At 73.3% G+C, this 24,447-nt stretch carries 19 protein-coding genes; 9 read left to right on the forward strand and 10 right to left on the reverse strand.

Annotated elements, in window-relative coordinates:
- Positions 1 to 50 precede the first annotated feature (50 nt).
- A complete protein-coding gene (locus ACFYX3_RS00030) occupies positions 51 to 5,813 on the reverse strand; it encodes a type I polyketide synthase (RefSeq protein ID WP_389006482.1) in 5,763 nt (1,920 codons plus the stop codon).
- 307 nt (positions 5,814 to 6,120) lie between these two features.
- On the opposite strand from ACFYX3_RS00030, the gene ACFYX3_RS00035 reads away from it, so the two are divergent.
- Positions 6,121 to 7,293, forward strand: coding sequence for an SRPBCC family protein (locus ACFYX3_RS00035; protein ID WP_181924503.1), 1,173 nt, complete (start codon positions 6,121 to 6,123; stop codon positions 7,291 to 7,293).
- Between the two features lie 130 nt (positions 7,294 to 7,423).
- Here ACFYX3_RS00035 and ACFYX3_RS00040 read toward each other — a convergent pair whose 3' ends face one another.
- From ACFYX3_RS00040 to ACFYX3_RS00050, 3 genes are all read right to left on the reverse strand, one after another.
- The gene (locus tag ACFYX3_RS00040) at positions 7,424 to 8,179 is read right to left on the reverse strand and encodes a thioesterase II family protein (protein ID WP_376589596.1); all 756 of its coding nucleotides are present in this window, start codon (positions 8,177 to 8,179) and stop codon (positions 7,424 to 7,426) included.
- A 58-nt stretch (positions 8,180 to 8,237) separates the two neighbouring features.
- Positions 8,238 to 9,497 (reverse strand): cysteine desulfurase-like protein, encoded by a 1,260-nt coding sequence (locus ACFYX3_RS00045; protein WP_389006487.1) that lies wholly within the window; start codon positions 9,495 to 9,497, stop codon positions 8,238 to 8,240.
- A 168-nt stretch (positions 9,498 to 9,665) separates the two neighbouring features.
- Positions 9,666 to 9,992 carry an ATP/GTP-binding protein gene (locus ACFYX3_RS00050; RefSeq protein ID WP_352028407.1) on the reverse strand — a complete coding sequence of 109 codons (327 nt, stop codon included), beginning with the start codon at positions 9,990 to 9,992 and terminating at the stop codon, positions 9,666 to 9,668.
- 213 nt (positions 9,993 to 10,205) lie between these two features.
- Between ACFYX3_RS00050 and ACFYX3_RS00055 the strand changes: the two genes are divergently transcribed.
- Positions 10,206 to 11,240, forward strand: coding sequence for an LLM class flavin-dependent oxidoreductase (locus ACFYX3_RS00055; protein ID WP_389006491.1), 1,035 nt, complete (start codon positions 10,206 to 10,208; stop codon positions 11,238 to 11,240).
- Positions 11,241 to 11,379: 139 nt separating this feature from the next.
- On the opposite strand, the gene ACFYX3_RS00060 is transcribed toward ACFYX3_RS00055, so the two are convergent.
- A complete protein-coding gene (locus tag ACFYX3_RS00060; RefSeq protein ID WP_015036224.1) occupies positions 11,380 to 11,772 on the reverse strand; it encodes an SCO5389 family protein in 393 nt (130 codons plus the stop codon).
- Between the two features lie 249 nt (positions 11,773 to 12,021).
- On the opposite strand from ACFYX3_RS00060, the gene nucS reads away from it, so the two are divergent.
- Entirely contained in the window at positions 12,022 to 12,702 is a 681-nt protein-coding gene (nucS, locus tag ACFYX3_RS00065; protein WP_389006494.1) for an endonuclease NucS, read from the forward strand.
- A gap of 72 nt (positions 12,703 to 12,774) precedes the next feature.
- Here nucS and ACFYX3_RS00070 read toward each other — a convergent pair whose 3' ends face one another.
- The 4 genes from ACFYX3_RS00070 to ACFYX3_RS00085 form a co-directional block, all read right to left on the reverse strand.
- A complete protein-coding gene (locus ACFYX3_RS00070; RefSeq protein WP_389006497.1) occupies positions 12,775 to 15,342 on the reverse strand; it encodes an ATP-binding protein in 2,568 nt (855 codons plus the stop codon).
- Positions 15,343 to 15,558: 216 nt separating this feature from the next.
- On the reverse strand, positions 15,559 to 15,882 hold the full coding sequence (locus ACFYX3_RS00075) for an STAS domain-containing protein (protein ID WP_041131268.1): 324 nt from the start codon (positions 15,880 to 15,882) through the stop codon (positions 15,559 to 15,561).
- 126 nt (positions 15,883 to 16,008) lie between these two features.
- Positions 16,009 to 16,857, reverse strand: a complete 849-nt coding sequence (locus ACFYX3_RS00080) for a 3-hydroxyacyl-CoA dehydrogenase family protein (RefSeq protein ID WP_389006502.1) — start codon at positions 16,855 to 16,857, stop codon at positions 16,009 to 16,011.
- Positions 16,858 to 17,032: 175 nt separating this feature from the next.
- The gene (locus ACFYX3_RS00085; protein ID WP_389006505.1) at positions 17,033 to 17,671 is read right to left on the reverse strand and encodes a TetR/AcrR family transcriptional regulator; all 639 of its coding nucleotides are present in this window, start codon (positions 17,669 to 17,671) and stop codon (positions 17,033 to 17,035) included.
- Positions 17,672 to 17,753: 82 nt separating this feature from the next.
- Here ACFYX3_RS00085 and ACFYX3_RS00090 point away from each other — a divergent pair, with 82 nt between their 5' ends.
- From ACFYX3_RS00090 to ACFYX3_RS00100, 3 genes are read left to right on the forward strand one after another with little or no spacing between them, the layout of a single operon-like run.
- The gene (locus ACFYX3_RS00090) at positions 17,754 to 18,527 is read left to right on the forward strand and encodes an ABC transporter ATP-binding protein (RefSeq protein ID WP_389006508.1); all 774 of its coding nucleotides are present in this window, start codon (positions 17,754 to 17,756) and stop codon (positions 18,525 to 18,527) included.
- Between the two features lie 22 nt (positions 18,528 to 18,549).
- On the forward strand, positions 18,550 to 19,299 hold the full coding sequence (locus ACFYX3_RS00095; RefSeq protein ID WP_376589612.1) for an ABC transporter permease: 750 nt from the start codon (positions 18,550 to 18,552) through the stop codon (positions 19,297 to 19,299).
- A gap of 13 nt (positions 19,300 to 19,312) precedes the next feature.
- A complete protein-coding gene (locus ACFYX3_RS00100) occupies positions 19,313 to 19,885 on the forward strand; it encodes a cob(I)yrinic acid a,c-diamide adenosyltransferase (protein WP_389006511.1) in 573 nt (190 codons plus the stop codon).
- Here the strand turns inward: ACFYX3_RS00100 and ACFYX3_RS00105 are convergent.
- A complete protein-coding gene (locus ACFYX3_RS00105; RefSeq protein ID WP_389006514.1) occupies positions 19,802 to 20,437 on the reverse strand; it encodes a hypothetical protein in 636 nt (211 codons plus the stop codon). The genes ACFYX3_RS00100 and ACFYX3_RS00105 overlap by 84 nt on opposite strands.
- A 162-nt stretch (positions 20,438 to 20,599) precedes the next feature.
- Here ACFYX3_RS00105 and ACFYX3_RS00110 point away from each other — a divergent pair, with 162 nt between their 5' ends.
- From ACFYX3_RS00110 to ACFYX3_RS00120, 3 genes are all read left to right on the forward strand, one after another.
- Positions 20,600 to 21,778, forward strand: coding sequence for a sensor histidine kinase (locus ACFYX3_RS00110; protein WP_389006517.1), 1,179 nt, complete (start codon positions 20,600 to 20,602; stop codon positions 21,776 to 21,778).
- A complete protein-coding gene (locus ACFYX3_RS00115) occupies positions 21,775 to 22,428 on the forward strand; it encodes a response regulator transcription factor (RefSeq protein WP_116158815.1) in 654 nt (217 codons plus the stop codon). The genes ACFYX3_RS00110 and ACFYX3_RS00115 overlap by 4 nt, the downstream gene beginning before the upstream one ends.
- A 212-nt stretch (positions 22,429 to 22,640) precedes the next feature.
- Complete coding sequence (locus ACFYX3_RS00120; protein WP_389008031.1) at positions 22,641 to 24,401, forward strand: glycosyl hydrolase family 18 protein; 1,761 nt, start codon at positions 22,641 to 22,643, stop codon at positions 24,399 to 24,401.
- Positions 24,402 to 24,447: the final 46 nt, after the last annotated feature.

A 24,447-nucleotide genomic window follows, 5' to 3' on the forward strand; every position in this document is an offset into this window, starting at 1 on the left:
TGTCTCACTCCCACGTGGTGTGTCGTACGGCCTGGCGGATCCGGGCACCGTCACGCGCTCCCGAACTGTTCGTCCAGCAGGCTGAAGATCTCGTCCGCGGTTGCGGACTCGAGGGACCCGGTGTCGGGCTCGGAGGTCCGGGCCCAGGCACGCGTCAGTTCCCTGAGGCGGGCGACGAGCTGGTCGCGCGTGGCGTCGTCCAGCGTCGTGGCCGACACCGTCGTGCTCAGATGGTCGAGTGCCGCGTGGATCGGGCCGCCGGCGACGGGCGACGGGCCGGCCTGATCCTCGGCGAGTCGGGTACGGAGGAACTCGGCGAGCGCCGCCGGGGTCGGGTGGTCGAAGACCAGCGTGGCCGGGAGGCGCACGCCGGTGGCCGCGCCCAGCTGGTTGCGCAGTTCGACGGCCGTCAGCGAGTCGAAGCCCAGCTCCTTGAAGGCGCGGTCGGGGTCGACCGCGTCGCCGTCCCCGCCCTCGTGTCCGAGGACGGCCGCGGCCCGGGCGCGGACCAGCTCGGTGAGCCGGTCGAGCCGGTCCGCCTCGGAGAGCGCCGCGAGCTCGGCGCGCAGCGCGTCGGGTCCGTCGGCGGTGCTCGCCGTGGTCTCGGGGCCCCGCGCGGCGCGGCGGCCGGTGCCGAGGAGCGCCCGCAGCACGGGCGGCACCTCGCCGGGGCCCGTGTGGGCCCGCAGGGCGGGCAGGTCGAGCCGGGCGGGGACGAGTGCGGGAAGGTCGTGGGCGCGGGCCGCGTCGAGGGCGGCGTCGAGGAGCGCGAGCGCCTCGTCGGCGGTCATGGCGGCGATGCCGGGGGCGGCGAGCCGGCGCAGGCCGGCCTCGTCGAGGTCTCCCGTGATGTCGCTGGCCTCGGCCCACAGGCCCCAGGCGAGGGCGGTGGCCGGGAGGCCGAGCCGGTGGCGCCGGCGGGCGAGCCCGTCGAGGAAGGCGTTGGCGGCCGCGTAGTTGGCCTGTCCGGCCCGGCCGAGGACGCCCGACAGGGAGGAGAACAGGACGAAGGCCGAAAGGTCCGTCTCGCGGGTGAGCTCGTCGAGGTGGACGGCCGCGTCCAGCTTGGGGCGCAGCACCCGGTCGAGCCGCTCGGGGTCGAGCGCGGTGACGACGCCGTCGTCGACGACGCCGGCGGTGTGCACGACGGCGGTGAGCGGGTGGGCGGCGGGTACGGAGTCGAGCAGCGCGGCGACCTCGGCGCGGTCGGACACGTCGCGGGCGGCGACGGTGACGTGCGCGCCGAGCGCGGTCAGCTCGGCGACGAGGGCGTCGGCACCGGGGGTGTCGAGGCCCCGGCGGCCGACGAGGAGCAGGCGGCGCACGCCCCGTGCGGTGACGAGGTGCCGGGCGACCAGGCCGCCGAGGGTGCCGAGTCCGCCCGTGACGAGCACGGTGCCGGGGTCCGTGCCGGCCCCGGTGAGGGGCGCGGGTCCGGTGGCCGGTGCGGAGGCAGCGGGGACCCGGGCCAGACGCGGGGCGAGGATCGCGCCGGAGCGCAGCAGCGTGTCCGGTTCGCCGGTCGCGACGGCCGCGGCGAGTGCGTCGACGGACACGGTCTCCGGGTCGGCGGCGCTCACGAGGACGAACCGTCCGGGGTGCTCGGCCTGCGCGGACCGGACGAGGCCGCGGACCGCGGCGCCGGCCGCTCCGGCGAGCGTCCCGGAGCCGTCCTCGGTGTCCTCGTCGGGGGTGACGAGGACGAGGCGGGTGTCGGCGAGCCGGTCGTCGGCGACCCAGTCCTGGACGAGCCGGAGCGCTCGGGTGAGGGCGGTGCGGATCGCGTCGGCCGGGTCGGCGGAGGTCCGCAGGTCCGGAAGGAGGCGGGAGAGCGGGACCAGGGCGAGCCTCGGCAGCGGGGCGCCGGTCCCCGCCGTGCCGGCGAGCGCGGCCGGGTCGGCGTGCCGGGGCAGTCGTGCGAGGGGGCTCGCGGGGTCGGCGGGCGCGTCGCCGAGCAGTACGCAGGCGCCGGCGTCCGGCCTCTCGCCCGGCGACGGGACGGCCGTCAGGTCGAGCCGGAAGAGCGCGTCGCGGTGCGGGGCGCCGGAGGCCCGCAGCTGATCGGCGGTCATGGGGCGGACGGTGAGCCGGTCGACGGAGACGACGGGGGTGCCGGCGGTGTCGGCGGCCTTCAGGGTGACGTCGTCGCCGTCCCGGCCGAGGGCGACCCGCAGGGCGGTGGCGCCGGTGGTGTGGCTGGTGACGCCGTGCCAGGCGAAGGGCACGAGGAGCGGTGCGGCGTCCGGCTCCTCGCCGAACCGGTCGGCGAGGACGGCGTGCAGGGCGGCGTCGAGCAGGGCGGGGTGCGGGCCGTGCCCGGCGGCGTCCGCGAGGGTCCCGTTCTCGGGGGCGACCTCGGCGAGGAGTTCGTCGCCGCGCCGCCACAGGGCGCGCAGGCCGCGGAAGGCGGGGCCGTACGCGATGCCGAGTCCGGCCAGCCGGTCGTAGAGCCCGTCGAGGGCGACGGGGGTGGCGCCGGGCGGGGGCCAGGCTCCGCGCAGCACCTCCCAGGCGCCGCCCGTCGGCAGGGCGGGCGTGCCCGGGGCCTCGGGGGCGAGGGCGCCCTCGGCGTGCAGGGTCCAGGGTGCTCCCGGCTCGGCGTCCTCGGGGCGCGAGTACAGGGCGAAGGAGCGGCGCCCCGAGTCGTCGGGGGCGCCGACCGCCGCCTGGAGGTCGATCGCGCCCTCGTCGGGAACGGGCACCGGGGCGTGCAGGGTGAGTTCCTCCACGCCGGCCGGGCCCGACTCGGCGGCGAGGCGCGCGGCGAGTTCGACGGTGGCGGTGCCGGGCAGGAGCGGCGTCTCGGCGACGGTGTGGTCGGCGAGCCACGGGTGGGTGTCGAGGGCGAGGCGTCCGGAGTGGAGGACGGCGCCGCCCTCCGCGGCGGGACCGGCGAGGTCGACGGCGGCACCGAGCAGCGGGTGCCCGGTGGCGCGCAGTCCGGCGGCACGGACGTCGCCCGCCGCGCGGACCGGTTCGTCGAGCCAGAAGCGCTTGCGCTGGAAGGCGTACGTGGGCAGGGGCACGGTCCGGGCGTCGCCGCCGGCGAGGAGCGCGGGCCAGTCGACGCGGACGCCTCCGGCGTGGAGCAGGCCGAGGGAGGTGAGGAAGCGGTCCGCTCCGCCCTGGCCGCGGCGGAGGGTGGGGACGACGGCCGCGTCGGCCCCGGCCTCGTGGACGAGCTCCTCCAGGCCGTAGGTGAGGACCGGGTGGGCGCCGCACTCGACGAACGCGCGGTGGCCGTCGGCGAGGAGGGCGCGGACGGCGCCGGCGAAGTCGACCGGACGGCGGAGGTTCTCGAACCAGTAGGCGGTGTCGAGCGTGTGGCCGTCGACGGGGCCGCCGGTGACGGTCGAGTAGAACGGCGTGCGCAGTTCGCGGGTCTCGAACGTGCCGATGGTGTCGAGGAGTTCCTGCTCGACCAGGTCGATGTGGGCGGAGTGGGAAGCGTAGTCGATGGGGATGCGGTGGGCGGTGATGCCCTCGGCCGCACAGTGGGCGAGGAGTTCCCGGAGGGCGTCCAGGTCGCCGGAGACGGCGGTGGCCGAGGGGCCGTTGACGGCGGCGACGGTGAGCCGTCCGTCCCAGCGGCTCAGGAGCTCCTCGACCTCGGCGACCGGGCGGGGCAGCGAGGCCATGCCGCCGCGGCCGGTGATCGCGGCGCGGATGGGCCGGTTGCGGCGGGCGACGATCCGTACGGCGTCGGGCAGGGAGATCGCCCCGGCGACGCAAGCCGCGGCGATCTCGCCCTGGCTGTGGCCGACGACGGCGGTGGGCCGGACGCCGCAGGACTCCCACAGGGCCGCGAGGCCGACCATCATCGTGAACAGGGCGGGCTGGACGACCTCGTCCTCGTCGAGGGCGCGGGCACCGGGCGCTCCGCGCAGCACGTCGGCGAGCGACCAGTCGAGGTGGCGGTCGAACTCGTCGAGGCACTCCTGGACCCGGGCGGCGAACACGGGCGAGCTCTCCATGAGTCCGGCGCCCATGCCGGCCCACTGCGGGCCCTGGCCGGGGAAGACGAAGACGGCGCCGGTGCGGGGCTCGGCGGGTGCCGTGCCCTGGGCGAGTCGCGGCGAGGTCTCGCCCGCGGCGAGGGCGGCGAGCGAGGCGGTCAGCTCCTCGCGGCGGGTGCCGACGGCGACGGCGCGGTGCTTGAGGGCGGAGCGGCCGGTGGCGAGGGTGAGCGCGATGTCGCCGTCCCGCAGGGCGGGTTCGGCGTCGAGGCGGGCGAGGAGTCCGGCGGCCTGGGCGCGCAGGGCGGCCGGGGACTTGGCGGACAGGACCCACGGGATCGCGGGCGCGGACGCGGCGGCGAGCGGCGCGGGCCGCCCGCCGGCGGCGGGCGCGGTGGTGGCCGGTGCCGCTTCCCGGTTGCCGGCCGCGGTGGCCGTCGGAGTTGCTGCCCCGTCGCCGCCGGCGGCCGTGGCGGCCGGTGCCTCTTCGAGGATGACGTGGGCGTTGGTGCCGCTGAGGCTGAAGGAGGAGACGCCGGCCCGGCGCGGTTCCCCGGTCCCGGGCCAGTCGGTCCGCTCGGTCAGGAGGCGCAGGCCGCCGGCGGCCCAGTCGACGTGCGGCGTCGGCTCGTCGATCCCGAGGCTGGCCGGCAGGACGCCGTGCCGGAGGGCGAGGACGGTCTTGATGGTGCCGGCGAGGCCGGAGGCGGCCTGGGTGTGGCCGATGTTGGACTTCACCGAGCCGAGGAGCAGCGGTCGTCCGTCGGGGCGGTGGGCGCCGTAGGTGGCGAGCAGCGCCTGCCCCTCGATGGGGTCGCCGAGGACGGTTCCGGTGCCGTGCGCCTCGACGGCGTCGACCTGGTCGGCGGTGAGCCGGGCGTCCTCGAGGGCCTGCCGGATGACCTGTTCCTGGGCGGCGCCGTTGGGGGCGGTCAGGCCGTTGGAGGCGCCGTCCTGGTTGACGGCGCTGCCGCGCACGACGGCCAGCACCTCGTGCCCGGCGCGCCGGGCGTCGGAGAGGCGTTCCAGGACGAGCACGCCGACGCCCTCGGAGAAGGCGGTGCCGTCGGCGGCCGCGCCGAAGGGCTTGCACCGGCCGTCGGGGGCGAGGCCGCCCTGGCGGCCGAACTCGACGAGCATCGCCGACGTCGACACGACGGCCGCGCCGCCCACCAGGGCGGTGGCGCACTCGCCGCCGCGCAGCGCCCGGACGGCGTCGTGGAGGGCGACGAGCGCGGACGAGCAGGCGGTGTCGATGGTGACGGCGGGGCCCTGGAGTCCGAGGGTGTAGGCGATGCGGCCGGAGGCGAAGGCGGCTCCGGCGCCGTTGATGAAGTAGCCGTCGAGTCCCGCGGTGCCGGACGCGGTGAGGTGGGCGGCGTAGTCGCCGCTGATGATGCCCATGTAGGCGCCGGTACGGCTGCCGTGCAGGGAGTCGGCGGGGATGCCCGCCCGCTCCAGGGCCTCCCACGCGGTCTCCAGGAGGAGCCGGTGCTGCGGGTCCATGGCGACGGCCTCGCGGGGCGAGATCCCGAAGAAGTCGGCGTCGAACTCGGTGGCGTCGTCGAGGAAGGCCCCGAAGGTCCGCACGGTGGCGCTGCCGTCGGCGTTGGTCACGGTCAGCTCGTCGAGGTCCCAGTTGCGGTCCTCGGGGGTGCCGGAGACGACGCTGCCGCCGTCCGTCAGCAGCTGCCACAGGTCCTCGGGGGTGCGGATCCCGCCCGGGAAGCGGCAGGCCATGCCGACGATCGCGATCGGCTCGGCGGTCTCGGCGGCGGCGAGCCGCTCACGCGTCTCCAGGAGCTCCGCGGTGACGCGCTTGAGATAGCCGCGAAGCTTGTCCTCTGTACCCACCACTACCCCGTCCCCCGACCGTCACACGGCTCGTCAATACCTGTAAGCCTCGGTACTCGGGCGCCGGCAGAACAGGCAGAACCGGCGGCGAAACCTCGTATTCGAAATTCCGATGAACCGCCCGAGTCCGTTGTGTCCCCTTTTTCACCGGTCCGACGGAGCGGCTTGAGTTATTCGGAAAAAGATGGTTAGCCTGACCGCCGGGGGAAATTCGCGTGACCCTGCCGCGTGCTGCCTCCAGACAGATTCCCGTCCTTCTCGTGACGCGGAAAAAGACCCGGACATCGCACTGACCCGACGGAGGTCGACCGTGGTATTCCAGCCCACTCGAGGAAATCTGCCCCTGCGCTTCGGGCCCGACGTCCCCGGCGTTCCCGACATCGGGCCGACGACGCTCGACGCGGACGTCTACCGCGACCCGGAGCGCTACGAACAGGAGCGGATCAACGTCCTCAACCGCAGCTGGCAGATCATCTGCCGCTCGGAGCAGATAGCCGAGCCCGGCGACCACCACGTCTGGGAGGGCCACGGCGAGAGCATCGTCATCACCCGCCGCGAGGACGGCGGCCTCGACGGCTTCCACAACGTCTGCGCGCACCGCGGCGCCCGCATCGTCGCCGAGAGCGGCAAGAACGCCCGCCGCTTCACCTGCAAGTGGCACAACTGGGCGTACGACACCGAGGGCAAGGTCAAGGGCGTCCCGGACCGTCCCGACTTCGACCCGAAGGCGCTGGCCGGCCTCTGCTCGCCCGCCGTCGACGTCGACGAGTGGGGCGGCTGGGTGTGGGCCGTCCTCGCCGGCCCGGGCGTGGCCGGTCCGCTGAAGGACTGGATCGCCCCCGAGGTCCGGGACGACCTCGCCGCCTTCCGCATGGAGGACATGAAGCTCGTCGAGAAGGTCGAGTGGGAGGTCGACGTCAACTGGAAGGTGGCCGTCGACGCGTTCAGCGAGTACTACCACGCGCAGGCGCTGCACGGCATGGGCGGCAAGGAGGCCCAGGACGCCAAGCACTCGACGATGCATGTGTACGGGCGCAACGGCATGTACTTCGTCCCGTTCCTCGGCGTCCTCGACGACCTCATGGAGACGCTGGACCACACCCGCTACGCCATCTGCAACTACCTGCTCTTCCCCACCGCCGTCGCCAACTGCCAGGCCCTGCACACCCAGGTCTTCCGGGCGGTCCCGCTGAGCGTGACCAAGACCCGCTTCGAGGCCTGGGAGCTCCAGTACGAGATGGAGGAGGGCGACGACCCGGAGTACCAGCGCCAGGTCGACTTCTTCTGGGAGATCTACAAGGCGGTCGTGCAGCAGGACATCGACGAGTGGATCGACGTCGCCGCCACCACGCACTCCTCGGCGTACAAGACGAACATCCTGAGCAAGCGCGAGTGCATCATCGCCCACTTCCACCGGGTGATCGAGGACATGCGCACGGGCGGTGACGGCCTGGGCCTGGAGCCCAAGCCCGTCGAGGGCTGATCCCCCGCCGCCCCGGCTTTCCGCGTCCGCCCGGCGGCCCCGGACCGGCCGCGCACCGCGGGCAGCCCGATGGGGCGTGCGGGAGGACCTGGTCCTCCCGCACGCCCCATCGGCGTTCCGTGCGCGCCCGCTAGCGCGCCGGCAGCGTCCTGAGCACGGTCTCGGCCACCAGCTCGAACTGGTCGGCGAGGTAGAAGTGGCCGCCCTGGAAGGTCTCCAGGGCGAAGGGCCCGGTGGTGTGCTCGCCCCAGGCCTGCGCCTCCTCGGTGGTGACGGTCTCGTCGTCCACGCCGGTGAGGGCGACGACCGGGCAGTCCAGCAAGGGCTCGGCGGGGTCGTACCGCCAGGTCTCGATGGCCGTGTAGTCGGCGCGCAGCGGCGGGAGGATCATCTTCAGGACGTCCTTGTCGCCGAGGATCCGCGTGTCGGTGCCGCTCTGGCTGCGCAGCACCTCGACGAGCCCCTCGTCGTCGAGGAGGTGGATGCGGCTCTCCCGGTCCTTGGAGGGCGCCCGCCGCCCGGAGACGTAGAGGGTCACCGGGGCGGTGCCGAGGCGCTCGCGCATGCGGTGGGCCACCTCGAAGGCGATGGCCGCGCCCATGCTGTGCCCCAGGAACGCCACGGGTTCCTTCAGCAGCGGTTCGAGTGCCGCGTACGAGGCGTCGGCGAATTCGGAAATCGATGTGATGAGCGGATGCTGAATCCTGTCCTGCCTTCCCGGATACTGCACCGAGAGGACTCGAAGGCGATTCTTCAGGACATTCGAGAAGGGCCGGAAATAACTAGCGGACCCACCGGCGTGCGGAAAGCAGACCAGCGGTACGCCGCCCGTGCCCGCGGGCGGAAATTGGCGAATCCAGACGTCGTCGAGCCGGATGTCGTTCATATTGTTGTTTCCGTTTCTTCACGTGCGGGGCCGGCACATCCGGCCCGCCGTCCGGCGGTCAGTGGTGGCCGACGAGCCCGCGGTCCGCGCCGGAGTGCACGGCCGGGAGCGTGGCGAGGCCCTCCAGGAGCCGCTCCACGTCCTCTTCCGAGGTGTAGGGCGCGAGCCCCACGCGGACACCGCCCTCCTCACCGAGCCCGAGGTGCCGAGCGGCGTCCGCCGAGTAGAAGGTGCCGACACCGGTGTCGACGCCCCGGGCGGCGAGGTGCCGGTGGACCTCGACGGGGTGCCGCCCGGCGACGCCGATCAGCAGGGTCGGGGTCCGGCGCGCGGCCCGCGAGTGCACCGTGACCCCGTCCAGCTCGGCGAGCCCGCGCTCGAGACGCACCCGCAGCTGCTCCTCGTACGCCTCCACCGCGGCGAGCGCGGCGTCGAGCCGCTCGCGCCGGCCGGCGGCGCTCGCGGGCAGTCCGGAGAGCCCGGCCCAGAAATCGACCGTGGCACGGGCGCCCGCGAGGACTCCGTACGGCAGGATGCCCAGCTCGAAGCGCTCGGGGACGGTGTCCGTGGAGGCGAGCAGCTTGTCGGGGCTGAGCGCCTCCAGGAGCTCGGGCCGCGCGGCGAGGACGCCGAGGTGGGGTCCGAGGAACTTGTAGGCGGAGGCGCTGACGGAGTCCGCGCCGAAGGCGGCGAGGTCGACCCGGCCGTGGGAGCTCAGCTGCGCCGCGTCGACGTGGAGCAGCGCGCCGGTCCGGCGGACCAGGCGGGAGATCGCGGGCACGTCGGGCCGGGTGCCGATCAGGTTGGAGGCGGCGGTGACGGCGACCAGACGGGTCCGCTCGGAGAGCACCGCGCCGATGTGCTCGGGGGTCAGCTCACCGGTCGCCGGGTCGAAGTCGGCCCAGCGGACGGTGGCGCCGACGGCGGCCGCCGCGTTGACCCAGGAGCGGATGTTGGCCTCGTGGTCGAGGCGGCTGACGACCACCTCGTCGCCCGGGCGCCAGGTCTTGGCGAGCGTGCGGGCGTGGTCGTAGAGGAGCTGGGTGGAACTGCGGCCGAAGACGACACCGCGCGGGTCTGCGCCGAGGAAGTCGGCGAGGGCGCGGCGGGCGTCCAGGACGATGGCCTCCGCGTTGCGCTCCCCGGCGGTGTTGCCGCCGCGGTTGCACAGCGGGTCCGACATGGCGTCGACCATCGCGTCGATCACGGGCTGCGGTATCTGGGTGCCGCCCGGGCCGTCGAAGTGGGCGGACCCGGCCTTGAGTGCGGGGAAGTACGCCCGCACCGAGTCGATGTCGTAGGGCTGAGCTTTCGTCACGGGCGCTCCGTAAGTGCTGCGAATGACGCGCTTCGCCGGCCCGGACCTCGTCGTCCCTCGCCTGCGGCGTCACTGCCGGTTCCTGTCGCCGATCGTTCGGCTCGATGATCTGCCGGGGCACCCGTGAAGAACCAGGCAGAATCGATGGAGGAACTGCGCGCGGGAGCGTCAGTAGCGGGGGGCGTTGCGGGAGCGCTGCACCCTGCTGGTGCGGCGGTCCTTCGCGTTCCAGCAGGCCTTGTGCCAGTGACGGCGGTCGTCCACCCCGCCCCACTCGGGCCAGGCGACGACGTGCGGGGCGCCGGACGGGATCTCCTGGTCGCAGCCCGGGCAGCGGTAGCGCTTGCCCGGGGCGCTCGCGCCGGCGACCAGCCGGACGTACCACTCCTCTCCCTGCCAGGTCTCGGTGCGCTGCACACCGCCGTACCTGTCTCCGTGGTCGCCCTGCTGCGCGGGCTTCTCGCCGCCTCGGGAGCGGTTGTGACGCGGGGACACGGGCACACCTCACGGGGTCTGGGCACACGGGGCCTGGGAACACGGACCGTTCTCTCCAGCCTACGGGCCGCCACGCGGTGCCCCGGGCCCCGCCCGAAGCGGCTTAGCCGAAAATCGCAAGAACTTCATGAACGGCCGTTGCCTTTGGCACGTGTCAGACGTTGGTGCCTGTGCGAGGGGAGATACGCGTCGGCCGCAAGGAGGCAGAAGGCGATGCGCGTGGGTACGTTCGTTCTGGCAGCCCAGTTCCCGGGCCAGGGCCAGGGGGAGGCACTGCACCGGGCGGTGCGGACCGCCGAGGTGGCGGAGGAGGCGGGGCTCGACTCCGTCTGGCTCGCCGAGCACCACTTCGTGCCGTACGGGGTCTGCCCCTCGGCCGTCACCCTGGCCGCCCTGCTCCTCGGCCGCACCCGGCGGCTCCGGGTCGGCACGGCGGTGAGCGTGCTGCCGTCCGTCCACCCGGTCGCCCTCGGCGAGCAGGCGGCGCTGCTGCACCTCACCTCCGGCGGCCGCTTCACCCTCGGCGTGGGCCGCGGCGGCCCCTGGGTGGACCTGGAGGTCTTCGGCGCGGGTCTCGCGGCGTACGAGAAGGGCTTCCCCGAATCGCTCGACCTGCTGCTCCGCTGGCTCACCGAGCCGCGCGTCGGCGCCGACGGTGAGCGGTTCTCCTTCCGCGAGGTGCCCGTGGTGCCCCGCCCCGACGAGCTGATCGGCGGCGAGGCCGCCCCCGAGGTCGTGGTGGCCTGCACCTCGCCGAAGAGCGTGCGGCTCGCGGCGGAGCGCGGACTGCCCATGCTGCTCGGCATGCACTGCGGCGACGAGGACAAGGCCGAGATGGTCGCGGCCTGGGCGCGCTGCGCCCGGGAGGCCGGGCGGGACCCGGACGAGATCGCGCGGATCGGCGCCGGCCACGTCTCGGCGGGCGTGGCCCAGCTCGCGGACCGGGGCGCGGACGCGACGGAGGCTCTGGTCAAGGCGATGCCGGGCTGGCTGAAGCAGGGCCTCGACGCGCATGTGACGGTGGACGGTCGGCACCGTGCGATGCGGGACCCCGTGGCGTACACGGAGCTGCTGTGCGGGCTGCACCCGGTGGGCACGCCCCGGCGCGCGGCGGACCGGCTCGCGGCGACCGCGGAGCGTACGGGCATCACGCGCTTCGCCCTGCTCGCGGAGGGCTCGGGCGACCTCGCGGCGACCGAGGAGAACGTCCGGCGGCTCGGCGCGGAGGTCCTGCCGCTCCTGGTGTGACGGGCGTGACGGGCGTGACGGGTGTGAGAGGCCTCACGGCCTCCGGGACCGTGCTGCCGCTCCCGCGCCTGCCGGCGCCGATGCGCGTCGGCCCGCATCGATCGCTTTCTCCCGCGGCGCGGAGCGGCAGCACCATGTCTCAGCAGTCGCGCAGTTCCGGAGACTGGTTCAGCAGCTGCCCCCGTACCGACGTGAAACGGGCGAGCCGCTCGTCCACCGACGGGTCGAGCGGGAAGACCGCCACGCGGTGGCAGTTCTGGAAGGCGAGACGCACCCCGAAGTGCCGCTGCAGCGCACCACGAATGGCATCGCTCGCGAGCGCGCGCAGCAGCTGACCACGTGCCTGCTCATTCGGCGGCGGCGTCTGGTTGTCGGCGAACTCTCCGCCGTCGACCTTCAGCTGTGCCACCAGAGAACTGATCATCTCCCATGCGTAGGGCAGGGAGGTCCGGACGCAGTCGACGAAGTCGGCTTCGTCGACCTCGCCTCGCTCGGCCTGTTCCAACAGAGCCGGTGAGACGTCGAGCGACATGGGTTCTCCTCTCGCGACCCCGCGGACGGGGTCTTGCGGCCAGGGACGAAGGCCGGCCGTACGCCACGCAGCGTGCACGCACGACGACCTCCAGCTTCCACGGTAAGCGCGCAGTCCGGGCCGCACCAGAAGAATGGGCACACAACCGGCTGATAACCGACGGGTGTTCGGCTCACGACGGCCCCCGGAGGGCGCCGCGGCGATGCCCGAATCGCGCGGAAGAGCGTCTCTCTTGTAGCGTTGCGGACCATGCGTCTCGTCATTGCCCGTTGTTCCGTGGACTACGCGGGCCGGCTCACGGCCCACCTGCCCTCAGCTCCCCGTCTGATCCTCGTCAAGGCAGACGGCAGCGTCTCGATCCACGCGGACGACCGGGCGTACAAACCGCTCAACTGGATGTCCCCGCCGTGCACACTCAAGGAAGGCGCCGAGGGTAAAGCCGGTGAGGCGGGCATCTGGACCGTGATCAACAAAGCGGGCGAGAAACTGATCATCACGATGGAGGAGATCCTCCACGACTCCTCGCACGAGCTGGGCGTCGACCCGGGCCTCATCAAGGACGGCGTCGAGGCGCACCTGCAGGAGCTGCTCGCCGACCGCATCGAGACCCTCGGCGAGGGCTACACGCTGATCCGCCGCGAGTACCCGACGGCGATCGGCCCCGTGGACATCCTGTGCCGGGACGCCGACGGCGGGACGGTCGCGGTGGAGATCAAGCGGCGCGGCGAGATCGACGGCGTCGAGCAGCTGACCCGCTACCTGGAGCTCCTCAACCGCGACCCGCACCTGGCGCCGGTGAAGGGCGTCTTCGCGGCCCAGGAGATCAAGCCGCAGGCCCGGGTCCTGGCGACGGACCGCGGGATCGGCTGCGTGGTCCTCGACTACGACGCGCTGCGCGGCATCGAGGACGACAAGCTGCGGCTGTTCTGAGGCCCGTCTTTCCGGGCGACGGCCCCGGGTGCGCTGAGCGCGCCCGGGGCCGTCGTCGTTTCCCGTACGGGGTCAGGCGGGCGTCGACGAGGCGGTGGACGTCTCGGAGGCGGAGGGGGCACCGAGGGTGGTGGTCTCTCCGGTCGCGGGCGGGGCGGTCGTCGTCGTCGGGGGCGTGGTGGTCGGCGTCGTGGGCGCGGGGGTGGTCGTCGGCGGCTGCGGCGGCGTGGTCGTCGCCCTCGGCGGCGTGGTGGTCGGGCGCGGCCTCGTCGGGGTCGGGGACGTCGTCGGGCTCGTCGGCGCCCCGGTCCTCGTGGGCGACGTCGTCGCCGTCGGGCTGTCCGAGGACGACGGCGAGGCCGAGTCGGACGGGTTCGTCGAGGCGGACGTCGACGCGCTCCCGGAGCCCGAGGGGCTCGGGGAGTCCGAGTGGGTCGCCCGGCCCGTCTCGGCGGGGGCGGTCTCGCCGTCGGCCGGCGGCTCCTCGCCGTCGAGGCCGTCGTCGGTGCCGCTCTCGCTCGCGGTGCTGTCGGAGGTGACGTGGTCGGTGGCGGGGGGCTCGCCGTCGCCCGAGGTGAGGCCGAGGGTCACGACGGTGCCGAGGACGGCGACGAGGAGCGCGCCCGCGCCGACGGCGACGAGGTTGCGGCGGGCGCCGTCGAGGATGCCGCCCTTGAGACCGGAGCCACGGCCGGTGTCGGGCTGGGTGAGGACCGTCGGGGCGTCGTCGGCGAAGTCGGGGAACGCCGGGACCGTCGCCTTCGCCGGGGTACGGAGGGCTCCGCCCGGCAGCGGGGCCGTGACGGGCTCCGGCTTCGTGAGGGCGGGCCGGGCGGCGGGGCCGCGCAGGGCCGGGGTGCCGCGCGGCGGGGAGACGGGCTCCACGGCGGGGGCGGCGTGGTCGCCGGAGAGGTCGGCGACGAGGGCGAGCGCCCGGCGGCCGGCGACGGTGCCGCGCTTGTCGGCGAGCACGCCGCGCATGGCGATGGAGGCCTCCAGCTCGGCGCGGGCGCGCTCCAGGTTCCCGGCGCAGATCGCGAGGACGCCGAGCTCGTGGTGGAAGTAGGCCTCCTCGGCGACCTCGCCGGTGAGGCGGGCGGCTTCCTGTCCGGCGCGCAGGGCGCGTTCCCAGGCGCCCCAGTGGAGTCCGGCGGCGAAGGCGGGCGCGGCGGCGCGGGCGAGGAGGACGGCGGTGGCCCGGTGCTCGGCGGCGGGCTCCCCGGTGCCGGGGATCAGCGCGGTGAGGGCGGCGAGCAGGGCGTCGGCCTCGGCGGCGGCGCGCTCGGGGGTGACGGAGGGGTGGGCGGCCCACCAGGCGTAGTGCTGGGCGATGGTGTGGGCGCGGTCGGCGGCCTCGTGCTCGTAGCCGTGGGCGAGGAGCTGGGTGAGGACTCCGGCGGCGAGCCGGTAGCGGGGGCCGACCGGGGAGAGCAGTCCGCAGGCTCTGAGCTCGCCGAGGGCGGCGTCGGCGTGGGTGTCGCCGACGAGGGCCGGGAGGTGGGCCTGGTGCGGGACCTCGCCGCCGAGGGCGACGGCGAAGCGCAGGGCGGCCTGGGCGGAGCGGCTGAGCCGGGAGGCGAGGAGCGCGGCGGGGGCGGCGCCCTCGCCGAGGCTCGGCAGCGGTATCTCGCGCAGTTCGACGTCGGGGTCGTCGATGCCGTCGAAGGCCGCGGCCGCAGCCGCTGCCGCGGCGGCGGGGTCGGCGGGCCCGAAGGCCTCTTCGAGGGCGCCGAAGGCGTCGAACTCGGCGGGGGTGACGCGCAGCCTGTCGCGCTGCCGGAGCAGGGCGCCGGCCTGGACGAAGCGGAGCGGGAGGCCCTCGGACTCGAACCACAGGTCGCCGGCCCAGTTGGCCTCCTCCTCGGTGAGGCCGCGGCCGACGGCGCTCTCCAGGAGCTCGAGGGCGGCGGCACGGCCGAGGCCGGCGAGGAGGACCTCCTCGATGTGGGCGTCGGCAGAGGGGGCGGGGGTGTCGGGGCCCGCGGCGAGGAGGAAGGCGCACTCGGGGGCGGCGGCGAGGACCTCGTCGAGGGCGGCGCCGCCGAACTCCAGGTCGTCGACGACGACGACCGCGCCGACGTCGCGGAGCCGGTCGAGGAGGGCGGCCCGGTCGGGGCGCTGGTCGGGGGCGTACCGGACGGCTGTGAAGAGCTCGTGGAGAAGTTCGGTGGGCGTGCGGTGGTGGCCGGAGAGGCGGACGACGCCGTCGGGTGCGAGGCCGGCGCAGTCGGCGGCGACGGCGTCGAGGAGGGCGGTGCGGCCGGAGCCGGGGGCGCCGACGAGGCGGGCGGAGCGGCCGCGGCCGAGGGTGCCGGTGAGCCGCTCGCGCTCCTCCTGGCGTTCGAGGAGGGGCAGCTCGGGGGCGGCGGGGCCCGGCGGGACGGGCGGGGCGGCGGCGCGGGCGGCCTCGGCGCGCTCCTCGGCGGTGCGGGGGCGGGGGGCGGGCGGTTCCTGCCCGGGCGGGCAGGGTTCGATCTCGCTGCCGTCGACGGGGTTGACGGTGAGGAGCAGCTCGCCGGAGACGAGCCGGACGACGCGGGCGCGTGCGGGCGCCGGCGCGGGCACGCCCCGGCCCTGGCGGGCCTCCTCGCCCTCGGTGTCGTGACCGTACTCCTCCGACCCAGGGTTGATCGGGTCCATGGTCCAAGCTCCCAAGCAGCGGTGTCCGGTGCCCGCCGGTGGGTCCGTCCGGTGTGCGGGCGGGTCCGTCAAGGTGCGGGCGACCGAACCCTAGACCGTGCTCAGGCGCTCGGGAACAGTCGGGGTGCCCCCGAGACCAAGACGTCACGGTCTTGTGAGGATTGAGCGTGACGCCTGGTTCACACAGCTGCTTCACACGCGGCGGGCACCCGGGGGTCAGACGCGGGGCAGGGACTCCAGGGCGAGGCCGCCCTCGATGGCGAGGATGCGGTGGAGCCTGGTGGCGACGAGGAGCCGCTGCATCTGGGGCGGCACCCCGCGCAGGACGAGGCGCCGGCCGCAGCGGCCGGCCCTCCGGTGGGCGCCCATGATGACGCCGAGTCCGGTCGCGTCCCAGGAGTCGAGGCCGGTCAGGTCGAGCACGAGGTCGCCGACTCCGTCGTCGACGGCCGTGTGCAGGACCGTACGGGCGTCCGCCGCGCTGCGGACGTCGAGGCGGCCCCCGACGACCAGCTCGACGTGGTCGCCCCTGATGTGCATATGCGCTCCCCGAGAGTGCTCCGTCTTCGCAACAACTGACTGCCGCACCGGCAGATACGTTGCGCCTTGTCAGCGAACCGATCCCGAAATTCACCCCACGGAGTGAGACGGGGTGGCGGGTCCGGATCAGTACTTGTAGAAGCCCTGCCCGCTCTTGCGGCCGATGTCACCCGCGTCCACCATCCGGCGCATCAGCTCCGGCGGCGCGAACTTCTCGTCCTGGGACTCGGTGTAGATGTTGTTGGCGGCGTTCACCAGGATGTCGATGCCGGTGAGGTCGGCGGTGGCGAGCGGGCCCATGGCGTGGCCGAAGCCGAGCTTGCAGGCGATGTCGATGTCCTCGGCGGTGGCGACGCCCGACTCGTGGAGCTTCGCGGCCTCGACGACGAGGGCCGAGATGAGGCGGGTGGTGACGAAGCCGGCGACGTCGCGGTTGACGACGATGCAGGTCTTGCCGACGGACTCGGCGAACGCGCGGGCGGTGGCCAGGGTCTCGTCGCTCGTCTTGTAGCCGCGGACCAGCTCGACGAGCTGCATCATCGGCACGGGCGAGAAGAAGTGGACGCCGACGACGGCCTCGGGACGCTCGGTCACCGCGGCGATCTTGGTGATCGGGATCGCGGAGGTGTTGGAGGCGAGGACGGCGCCGTCCTTGACGATCTTGTCGAGCGAGCGGAAGATCTCGTGCTTGACGTCGAGGTTCTCGAAGACGGCCTCGACGACGACGTCCGCGTCGGCGACGGCATCGAGCTCGGTGGTCGCGGTGATGCGCCCGAGCGCGACCTCGGCGTCCTCGGCGGCGAGCTTGCCCTTGGCGACGAACTTGTCGTACGACGCCTTGATGCCGTCGGTGCCGCGGGTCAGGGCGGCGTCGGTGACGTCACGCAGGACGACGTCCCAGCCCGCCTGTGCCGAGACCTGCGCGATACCGGATCCCATGAGTCCGGCCCCGATGACGGCGAGCTTCCTGGCCACGATCTTCCACCCCTTTTAACGCCTGTTCACTTCTGGCTCTCCGGCGGAGATTAGCGGTCGCGGGGCCCCATGTGACCGCGAAGTAACGCGCGTCACGCCCTCTTTGACGGACGTCACACTCACGACACTCCCCGGGGCCCGCCCGGCGAGCCCGGCCTGATCCGAAAGACAGGCCCTAGCCCTCGCGCACCGCGTACGTCAGGACCTTCTCGCCCAGCAGCTCCTCGATCTCGTCGAGGAGGTCGAGGGCCTCGCGGGAGACGGCGGCGGCCTTGCCCCCGGCCGTCATCCTGTCGCTGATGAACTCGACGAGGGCGCCCTGGATCCAGGCGATCTGGCCGCCGACGAGCAGCGGCATCGGGTCGTCGGGCCCGGCGCCGACCTCCTCGCGCAGGGCGGCGACGGTGGTCCGGCGGACCTCCTGCTGGAGGGCCATGAGCCGGGCCTGGAGGGTGGGGGCCTCGTCGATCACCCGCATGAAGTCGGCGTAGCCGTCCATCAGCCCATAGGCGGGCGAGACGGCGGTGACATGGCCGCGGATCTCGCGGAGCACGGCCTGCGCGGCGGACTCCCCCGCGTCGCGGCCGCGGATCATCCGGGCGAGCCGGTGGGTGATGCCCTCCATGCGGTCGAGGAAGAGGTCCTCCTTCGCGGGGAAGTAGTTGTAGACGGTGTTGACGGAGACGTCGGCGACCTCCGCGATCTCCGCCACCGTCACGGCCTGGAAGCCGCGCTCCAGGAAGAGCCCGGTCGCGATGTCCGAGATCCGCTGCTTCGTCTGGCGCTTCTTGCGCTCCCTGAGCCCTTCAGCCATGCCCTCATCCTAGGCCGCGCCTTCATCCCCTGAAATTTTGGAGGCGTTGCAAATTTTCAGAGACTCTGTTTTTGTAGTCACCATGGCAATCATCAGCACGTCCGGACTTTCCCGGACCTTCCGGACGAAACAGGGAGAGGTGCACGCCGTCCGCGGCATCGACCTCACGGTGCGGGCCGGCGAGATCCTCGGCTTCCTCGGGCCCAACGGAGCCGGCAAGTCCACGACCCTGCGCATGCTCAGCACCCTCCTCCCGCCCACCGGCGGCGCCGCCACCGTCTGCGGCCACGACCTGCTGCGCGATCCCGTCGCCGTCCGGCGGAAGATCGGGTACGTCGCCCAGGGCGGCGGCGTCGACCCGCAGGAGACCGTCCGCTCCGAGCTGGTCGTCCAGGGACGGCTCTACGGGCTCTCGCGCACCGAGGCCGCCGCCCGCGCCGCCGGACTCGCCCGCGACCTCGACCTCACCGAGCTCCTCGACCGGAGCACCACCGCGCTCTCCGGCGGCCAGCGACGCCGGCTCGACCTCGCGCTCGGCCTGACCCACCACCCCGCACTGCTCTTCCTCGACGAGCCGACCACCGGCCTCGACCCGGGCAGCCGGGCCGCCCTCTGGGCGCTGGTCCGCCGGCTGCGCGACGAGTACGGCACGACCGTCGTCCTCACCACGCACTACCTCGACGAGGCGGACGCCCTCGCCGACCGGCTCGTGATCATCGACGGGGGCGTCGTCGCCGCCGAGGGCTCCCCCGCCGCGCTCAGGGCCGAGCACGGCGCGGAGACCCTCCAGGACGCCTTCCTCGCCATCACCGGGCGCGGCCCCGCGCCCGTCGACACCACGCCCGTCGCCGTCTAGCCGCCGACCAGGAGCCCACCCGATGCTCGTCCACGACACCGCGGTCCTCTTCGGCCGCTACGTTCGGCAGACCCTGCGCTCGCCGTTCCAGATCTTCTTCGGCGCGCTGATGCCGCTGCTCTACCTGTTCTTCTTCGGCCCGCTGCTCACCGGGCTTCCGCTCGGCCGCGCGGGCGACTCCTGGCAGGTCCTCGTGCCGGGACTGCTGCTCCAGCTCGGCCTCTTCGGGGCCTCGTTCGCGGGCTTCGCCGTCATCATGGAGAAGAACTGGGGCGTCCTCGAACGGATGCGGGTCACCCCGGTCAGCCGTCTCGCGCTGCTCCTGGGCCGGACCCTGCGGGACGCCGCCCTCTTCCTCTTCCAGGCCGTCCTGCTCGTCCTCGCCGCCCTGCTCATGGGCCTGCGGGCGCCGCTCGCCGGCGTCCTCATCGGCTTCGGCTTCGTCGCCCTGCTCACCTTCTCGCTCGCCTCGCTGTCGTACGTGCTCGCGCTGAGGCTGCCCAGCCCGCAGGAGTTCGGCCCGGCGATCAACACCCTGGCCATGCCCTCGATGCTGCTGTCCGGCCTGATGCTGCCGATGGCCCTCGCGCCCGGCTGGCTCGACGTCCTGTCGCACTTCATGCCGTTCCGCTATCTGGTGGACGCGGTACGGGACGCGTACGTCGGGCACTACGCCACCGCCACGATGCTGTACGGCGTCCTCGCCGCGACCGCGCTCACGGCGCTCGCCGTGACGGTCGGCACACGGACGTTCCGCGGGGCCCAGGCGTAACTACGCTGGTGGCATGGTCAATCTGACGCGCATCTACACCCGTACCGGCGACAAGGGCACCACGGCACTCGGCGACATGAGCCGGACCGCCAAGACGGATCTGCGGATCTCGGCCTACGCCGACGCCAACGAGGCCAACGCCGCCATCGGGACGGCCATCGCCCTCGGACAGCTCGACGAGGACGTCGTGAAGGTCCTCGTCCGGATCCAGAACGACCTCTTCGACGTGGGCGCCGACCTCTGCACGCCGGTGGTGGAGAACCCCGAGTACCCGCCGCTGCGCGTCGAGCAGTCGTACGTCGACAAGCTGGAGGCCGACTGCGACCACTTCCTGGAGCGGCTCGACAAGCTGCGCTCCTTCATCCTGCCGGGCGGCACGCCCGGGGCGGCCCTGCTGCACCAGGCGTGCACGGTGGTCCGGCGGGCGGAGCGCTCCACCTGGGCTGCGCTCGAGGTCCACGGCGAGACGATGAACGCCCTGACCGCCACGTACCTCAACCGGCTATCGGACCTGCTCTTCATCCTTGCGAGGACGGCGAACAAGGAGGTCGGCGACGTGCTCTGGGTCCCGGGCGGCGACCGCTGAGCCGGTCCCCGACGCCTCGGCCGGGTCCTTCTTCGGCCGGACGAAGTAGCTGAGCGCGATCAGGCCGTGGATGCCGACGGCCCGCCACGCGGCGAACATCCAGCTCTTCAGGCTGTCGGTGTCGCCGTCGTCCCCGACGTACCAGGTCGCGAGGAGCAGCAGGCCGGTGGCGACGGCGCCGCCGATCAGCGTGCCCAGCCAGATCCGGCCCTCGTGGCGGGCGCGGGCCATCCCGTACTTCGGGGGCTTCGGGGGCGGCGGGGCGCCGCCGAGGCGGTGGGCGGCGTGGCCGTCGAGCCACTTCACGGTGCGGTGGCCGTGGCCGACGGTGTAGCCGATGTACAGCGCGGCGAGGCCGTGCTCCCAGCTCGGGTCCGCGCCGTTCTTGAGGTCGATCGCGGTGGCGACGAGGAGCACGACCTCGAGGAGCGGCTCGGCGAGCAGCAGTGCCATACCCGTCCGGGGCATCTTCAGGAGGTAGCGGGTGGCGAGGCCGGCGGCCAGCAGGACCCAGAAGCCGACCTCGCAGAGCACGATCAGCGTGACGATCACGGCGGTTCCCCTCTCGGTTCCCCTTCAGCGTCCCGTGGGAACGGCCCCGGTTCGTCGTCGCCGGTGACGAGGTCCGTCTACATCGTTCGACGGAGGGCGGCGCGCCCGCGGATCGGCCGGTACGAGGAGGCCGGCGCGTGCGGGGGCGTGTTGGATGAGTACGTGACGCTCCCCCGCCCGCACCGCACCGATCTGTACATCGCCGCCCTCGGCCTCGTCGGCGGGCTGATCCTCTATTCGTTCGGGCTGCACACCCAGGTGGACCGGCTGTTCACCCAGCGCTGGGTGACGCTGGTGCCGCTCGTGGCGATGGCCGGGTGCGAGGCGATGCGCCGGACGGCGCCCAGGGCGGCGCTGACGGTGGGCACTCTCGCGATCGTCGCGGACCAGTTCACGTACGGGAGCCTGGCCACCGTCCTGATGTTCACGGACGTCGTGTACGCGGCCGTGGTGTACGGGTCGCCCGCGCACGCCCGCCGCGTCCCGTACACGACCGGTCTCGTCACGGTCGGGGTGACGATCGGCTTCCTGGTCTGGTGGCAGAACGCGTACGCGCTGCTCATCGGGGTCATCACCGGCATGATCTCCTTCCTCCCCGCGATGACGGGCGCGATCGTCCGCAACCACCGGGAGACGGCGGACGCGGCCAGGCTGCGGGCCGAACAGACCGCGCTGCTCGCCGAGATGGACCGGGCGCAGGCGGTGGTGGCCGAGCGGGCGCGGATGGCGCGCGAGCTGCACGACATGGTGGCGAACCACCTCTCGGCGATCGCGATCCACTCCACGGCCGCGCTGTCCCTCGACGAACCGGCCACCACCCGGCAGGCGCTGACGGTGATCCGGGAGAACAGCGTGGCGGGTCTCGCGGAGATGCGGCGGCTCATCGGGCTGCTGCGGGACAGCGGCGGGGAGACGGAGCCGGGGGCCGTGCCGAGCCTCGACGCCCTGGACACGCTGGTCGCGCGGGCCCGGGCGAACGGCTCGGCCGGCGGTCTGGACTTCGTCCTGGAGGACACCCGCCCGCCGGGCGGTGCCCTGCCGGCGCCGGTGGAGCTGGCCGCGTACCGGATCGTGCAGGAGTCGCTGACCAACGCGGTCAAGCACGCCGCCCCCGGTACGGTCAGGGTGCGGGTCGGCCGGTCCGGCGGGGTGCTCACGGTGGCGGTGGACTCGCCGTACGGGGAGCGTCCCGGGCCGCGCGCGCCCGGCTCGGGTCAGGGTCTGGTGGGCATGCGGGAGCGCACGGAGCTGCTCGGCGGGGAGTTCCGCGCGGCGGTCTCGGGGACGGTCTGGCAGGTGCGGGCGGCACTGCCCGCGGAGGAGAGGGCGGGAACGGCATGACGGTGCGGGTGGTGGTCGCGGAGGACCAGTCCGCGGTGCGGGCGGGGCTCGTGCTGATCCTGGGCAGCGCGCCGGACATCGAGGTGGTCGGCGAGGCGGCGGACGGCGAGCGGGCGGTGGAGCTGGCGCGCGAACTGCGTCCGGACCTGGTCCTGATGGACGTGCAGATGCCCCGGATGGACGGGGTGACGGCGACGGGGATCGTGGTCTCCGAGGGTCTCGCCGACGTCCTCGTGCTGACCACCTTCGATCTCGACGCGTATGTGTTCGGGGCGCTGCGGGCGGGCGCGGCGGGCTTCCTGCTGAAGAACGCCGACGCCCGTGAACTGATCGAGGCGGTACGGACGGTGGCGCGCGGCGAGGGCCTGATCGCCCCGGCGGTGACCCGGCGTCTGCTCGCGGAGTTCGCCGCGAGCAGCCGCCCGGCCCGGCCGGAGCGGGCGACGGATCCGTCCGTACTGGACGTGCTGACGCCCCGGGAGCGTGAGGTGCTCTCGGCGCTGGGGCTCGGTCTGTCGAACGCGGAGATCGCCGTACGCCTCGACATGGCGGAGGCGACGGCGAAGACGCACGTGAGCAAGGTGCTCGGAAAGCTGGAGCTGCGGAGCCGGGTCCAAGCGGCGGTCCTCGCACAGGAGTTGGGGGTTTAGCAGATCTTTGCCGACGTTGGTCTGGACCTCTTGACGATTGGTCCAGACCTTCCTACGCTCGCGGGGCGCGCGCAACTCTTCACGGACCACCCCCACCTTGTCCGTCCGCAACTTGAGGAGCACCGTTGAGCACTCAAGCACCGACGCGCAGAGCAGGGTTCAGAAAGCGGACCGCCGCCGGACTGACCGCCCTGATCCTGCCGCTGGCCGCCATGGTCGGCCTCGCCTCCCCCGCGGAAGCCGCCACCTCGGCCACCGCCACCTACACCAAGACCCAGGACTGGGGCACCGGATTCGGCGCCAACTGGACCATCAAGAACACCGGCACCACCACCATCAGCTCCTGGACCGTCGAGTGGGACTACCCCTCCGGCACCTCCGTCACCTCCGCCTGGGACGCCACCGTCACCAGCTCCGGCACCCACTGGACCGCCAAGAACGTCGGCTGGAACGGCACCCTCGCCCCCGGCGCCTCCGTCTCCTTCGGCTACAACGGCGCAGGCTCCGGCGCGCCCAGCGGCTGTAAGATCAACGGCGCTCCCTGCGACGGCACCACCGTGCCGGGCGACAACCCGCCCTCGGCCCCCGGCACCCCGGTCGCCTCGAACATCACGGACACCTCGGCCAAGCTCACCTGGACCGCGGCCACCGACGACAAGGGCGTCAAGAACTACGACGTCCTGCGCGACGGCACGAAGGTGACCACCACCACCGGCCTCACCTTCACCGACAGCGGCCTCACCGCGGGCACCGACTACTCGTACACCGTCGTCGCCCGCGACACGATCGACCAGACCGGCCCGGCCGCCGGCCCGGTCGCCGTCCACACCACGGGCGGAGGCGGCGGCCAGCCCCTCCCGAACGCCGTGAAGATGGGCTACTTCACCAACTGGGGCGTCTACGGGCGCAACTACCACGTGAAGAACATCGTGACCTCCGGCTCCGCGTCGAAGATCACGCACATCAACTACGCCTTCGGCAACGTCCAGGGCGGCAAGTGCACCATCGGCGACTCCTACGCCGACTACGACAAGGCGTACACCGCCGACCAGTCCGTCGACGGCGTCGCCGACACCTGGGACCAGCCGCTGCGCGGCAACTTCAACCAGCTCCGCAAGCTGAAGAAGGCCTATCCGAACATCAAGGTCATCTGGTCCTTCGGCGGCTGGACCTGGTCCGGCGGCTTCGGCCAGGCCGTGCAGAACCCGGCCGCGTTCGCCCAGTCCTGCTACGACCTGATCGAGGACCCGCGCTGGGCCGACGTCTTCGACGGCATCGACCTGGACTGGGAGTACCCCAACGCCTGCGGTCTGTCCTGCGACACCAGCGGCGCGGCCTCCTTCAAGAACATGATGCAGGCCATGCGCGCCAAGTTCGGCGCCAACTACCTGATCACCGCGGCGGTCACGGCCGACGCCTCCACCGGCGGCAAGATCGACGCCGCCGACTACGCGGGCGCCGCGCAGTACATGAACTGGTTCAACGTCATGACGTACGACTTCTTCGGCGCCTGGGAGGCCAAGGGTCCGACGGCCCCGCACTCCCCGCTCACCTCGTACGCCGGCATCCCGCAGCAGGGCTTCAACTCCGCCGAGGCGATCGCCAAGTTCAAGGCGAAGGGCGTCCCGGCCAACAAGCTGCTGCTCGGCATCGGCTTCTACGGCCGCGGCTGGACCGGCGTCACCCAGGCCGCCCCCGGCGGCACGGCGACCGGCCCGGCGCAGGGCACGTACGAGCAGGGCATCGAGGACTACAAGGTCCTCAAGAACTCCTGCCCGGCCAACGGCACCGTCGCGGGCACGGCGTACGCCCACTGCGGCACCAACTGGTGGAGCTACGACACCCCCGCCACCGTGAACTCGAAGATGAGCTGGGCCAAGAGCCAGGGCCTCGGCGGCGCGTTCTTCTGGGAGTTCAGCGGTGACACCGGCAACGGCGAGCTGGTCGGGGCCATCAACACCGGCCTGAGCTAGTCACGCACACAGAGAAGCGGGGACGGCGCAGCACGCCGTCCCCGCT

It is taken from the genome of Streptomyces sp. NPDC002463 (genome assembly GCF_042889835.1).
In the GTDB taxonomy this organism is placed as follows: Bacteria; Actinomycetota; Actinomycetes; order Streptomycetales; family Streptomycetaceae; genus Streptomyces; species Streptomyces nymphaeiformis.

What these genes read in the sequence shown, in the direction of transcription:
- ACFYX3_RS00040 (WP_376589596.1), bottom strand. Translation starts at nt 8,179, where the DNA reads ATGAACGACATCCGGCTCGACGACGTCTGGATTCGCCAATTTCCGCCC.
- ACFYX3_RS00055 (WP_389006491.1), top strand. Translation starts at nt 10,206, where the DNA reads ATGCGCGTGGGTACGTTCGTTCTGGCAGCCCAGTTCCCGGGCCAGGGC.
- ACFYX3_RS00060 (WP_015036224.1), bottom strand. Translation starts at nt 11,772, where the DNA reads ATGTCGCTCGACGTCTCACCGGCTCTGTTGGAACAGGCCGAGCGAGGC.
- nucS (WP_389006494.1), top strand. Translation starts at nt 12,022, where the DNA reads ATGCGTCTCGTCATTGCCCGTTGTTCCGTGGACTACGCGGGCCGGCTC.
- ACFYX3_RS00070 (WP_389006497.1), bottom strand. Translation starts at nt 15,342, where the DNA reads ATGGACCCGATCAACCCTGGGTCGGAGGAGTACGGTCACGACACCGAG.
- ACFYX3_RS00075 (WP_041131268.1), bottom strand. Translation starts at nt 15,882, where the DNA reads ATGCACATCAGGGGCGACCACGTCGAGCTGGTCGTCGGGGGCCGCCTC.
- ACFYX3_RS00085 (WP_389006505.1), bottom strand. Translation starts at nt 17,671, where the DNA reads ATGGCTGAAGGGCTCAGGGAGCGCAAGAAGCGCCAGACGAAGCAGCGG.
- ACFYX3_RS00090 (WP_389006508.1), top strand. Translation starts at nt 17,754, where the DNA reads ATGGCAATCATCAGCACGTCCGGACTTTCCCGGACCTTCCGGACGAAA.
- ACFYX3_RS00095 (WP_376589612.1), top strand. Translation starts at nt 18,550, where the DNA reads ATGCTCGTCCACGACACCGCGGTCCTCTTCGGCCGCTACGTTCGGCAG.
- ACFYX3_RS00100 (WP_389006511.1), top strand. Translation starts at nt 19,313, where the DNA reads ATGGTCAATCTGACGCGCATCTACACCCGTACCGGCGACAAGGGCACC.
- ACFYX3_RS00115 (WP_116158815.1), top strand. Translation starts at nt 21,775, where the DNA reads ATGACGGTGCGGGTGGTGGTCGCGGAGGACCAGTCCGCGGTGCGGGCG.
- ACFYX3_RS00120 (WP_389008031.1), top strand. Translation starts at nt 22,641, where the DNA reads ATGGTCGGCCTCGCCTCCCCCGCGGAAGCCGCCACCTCGGCCACCGCC.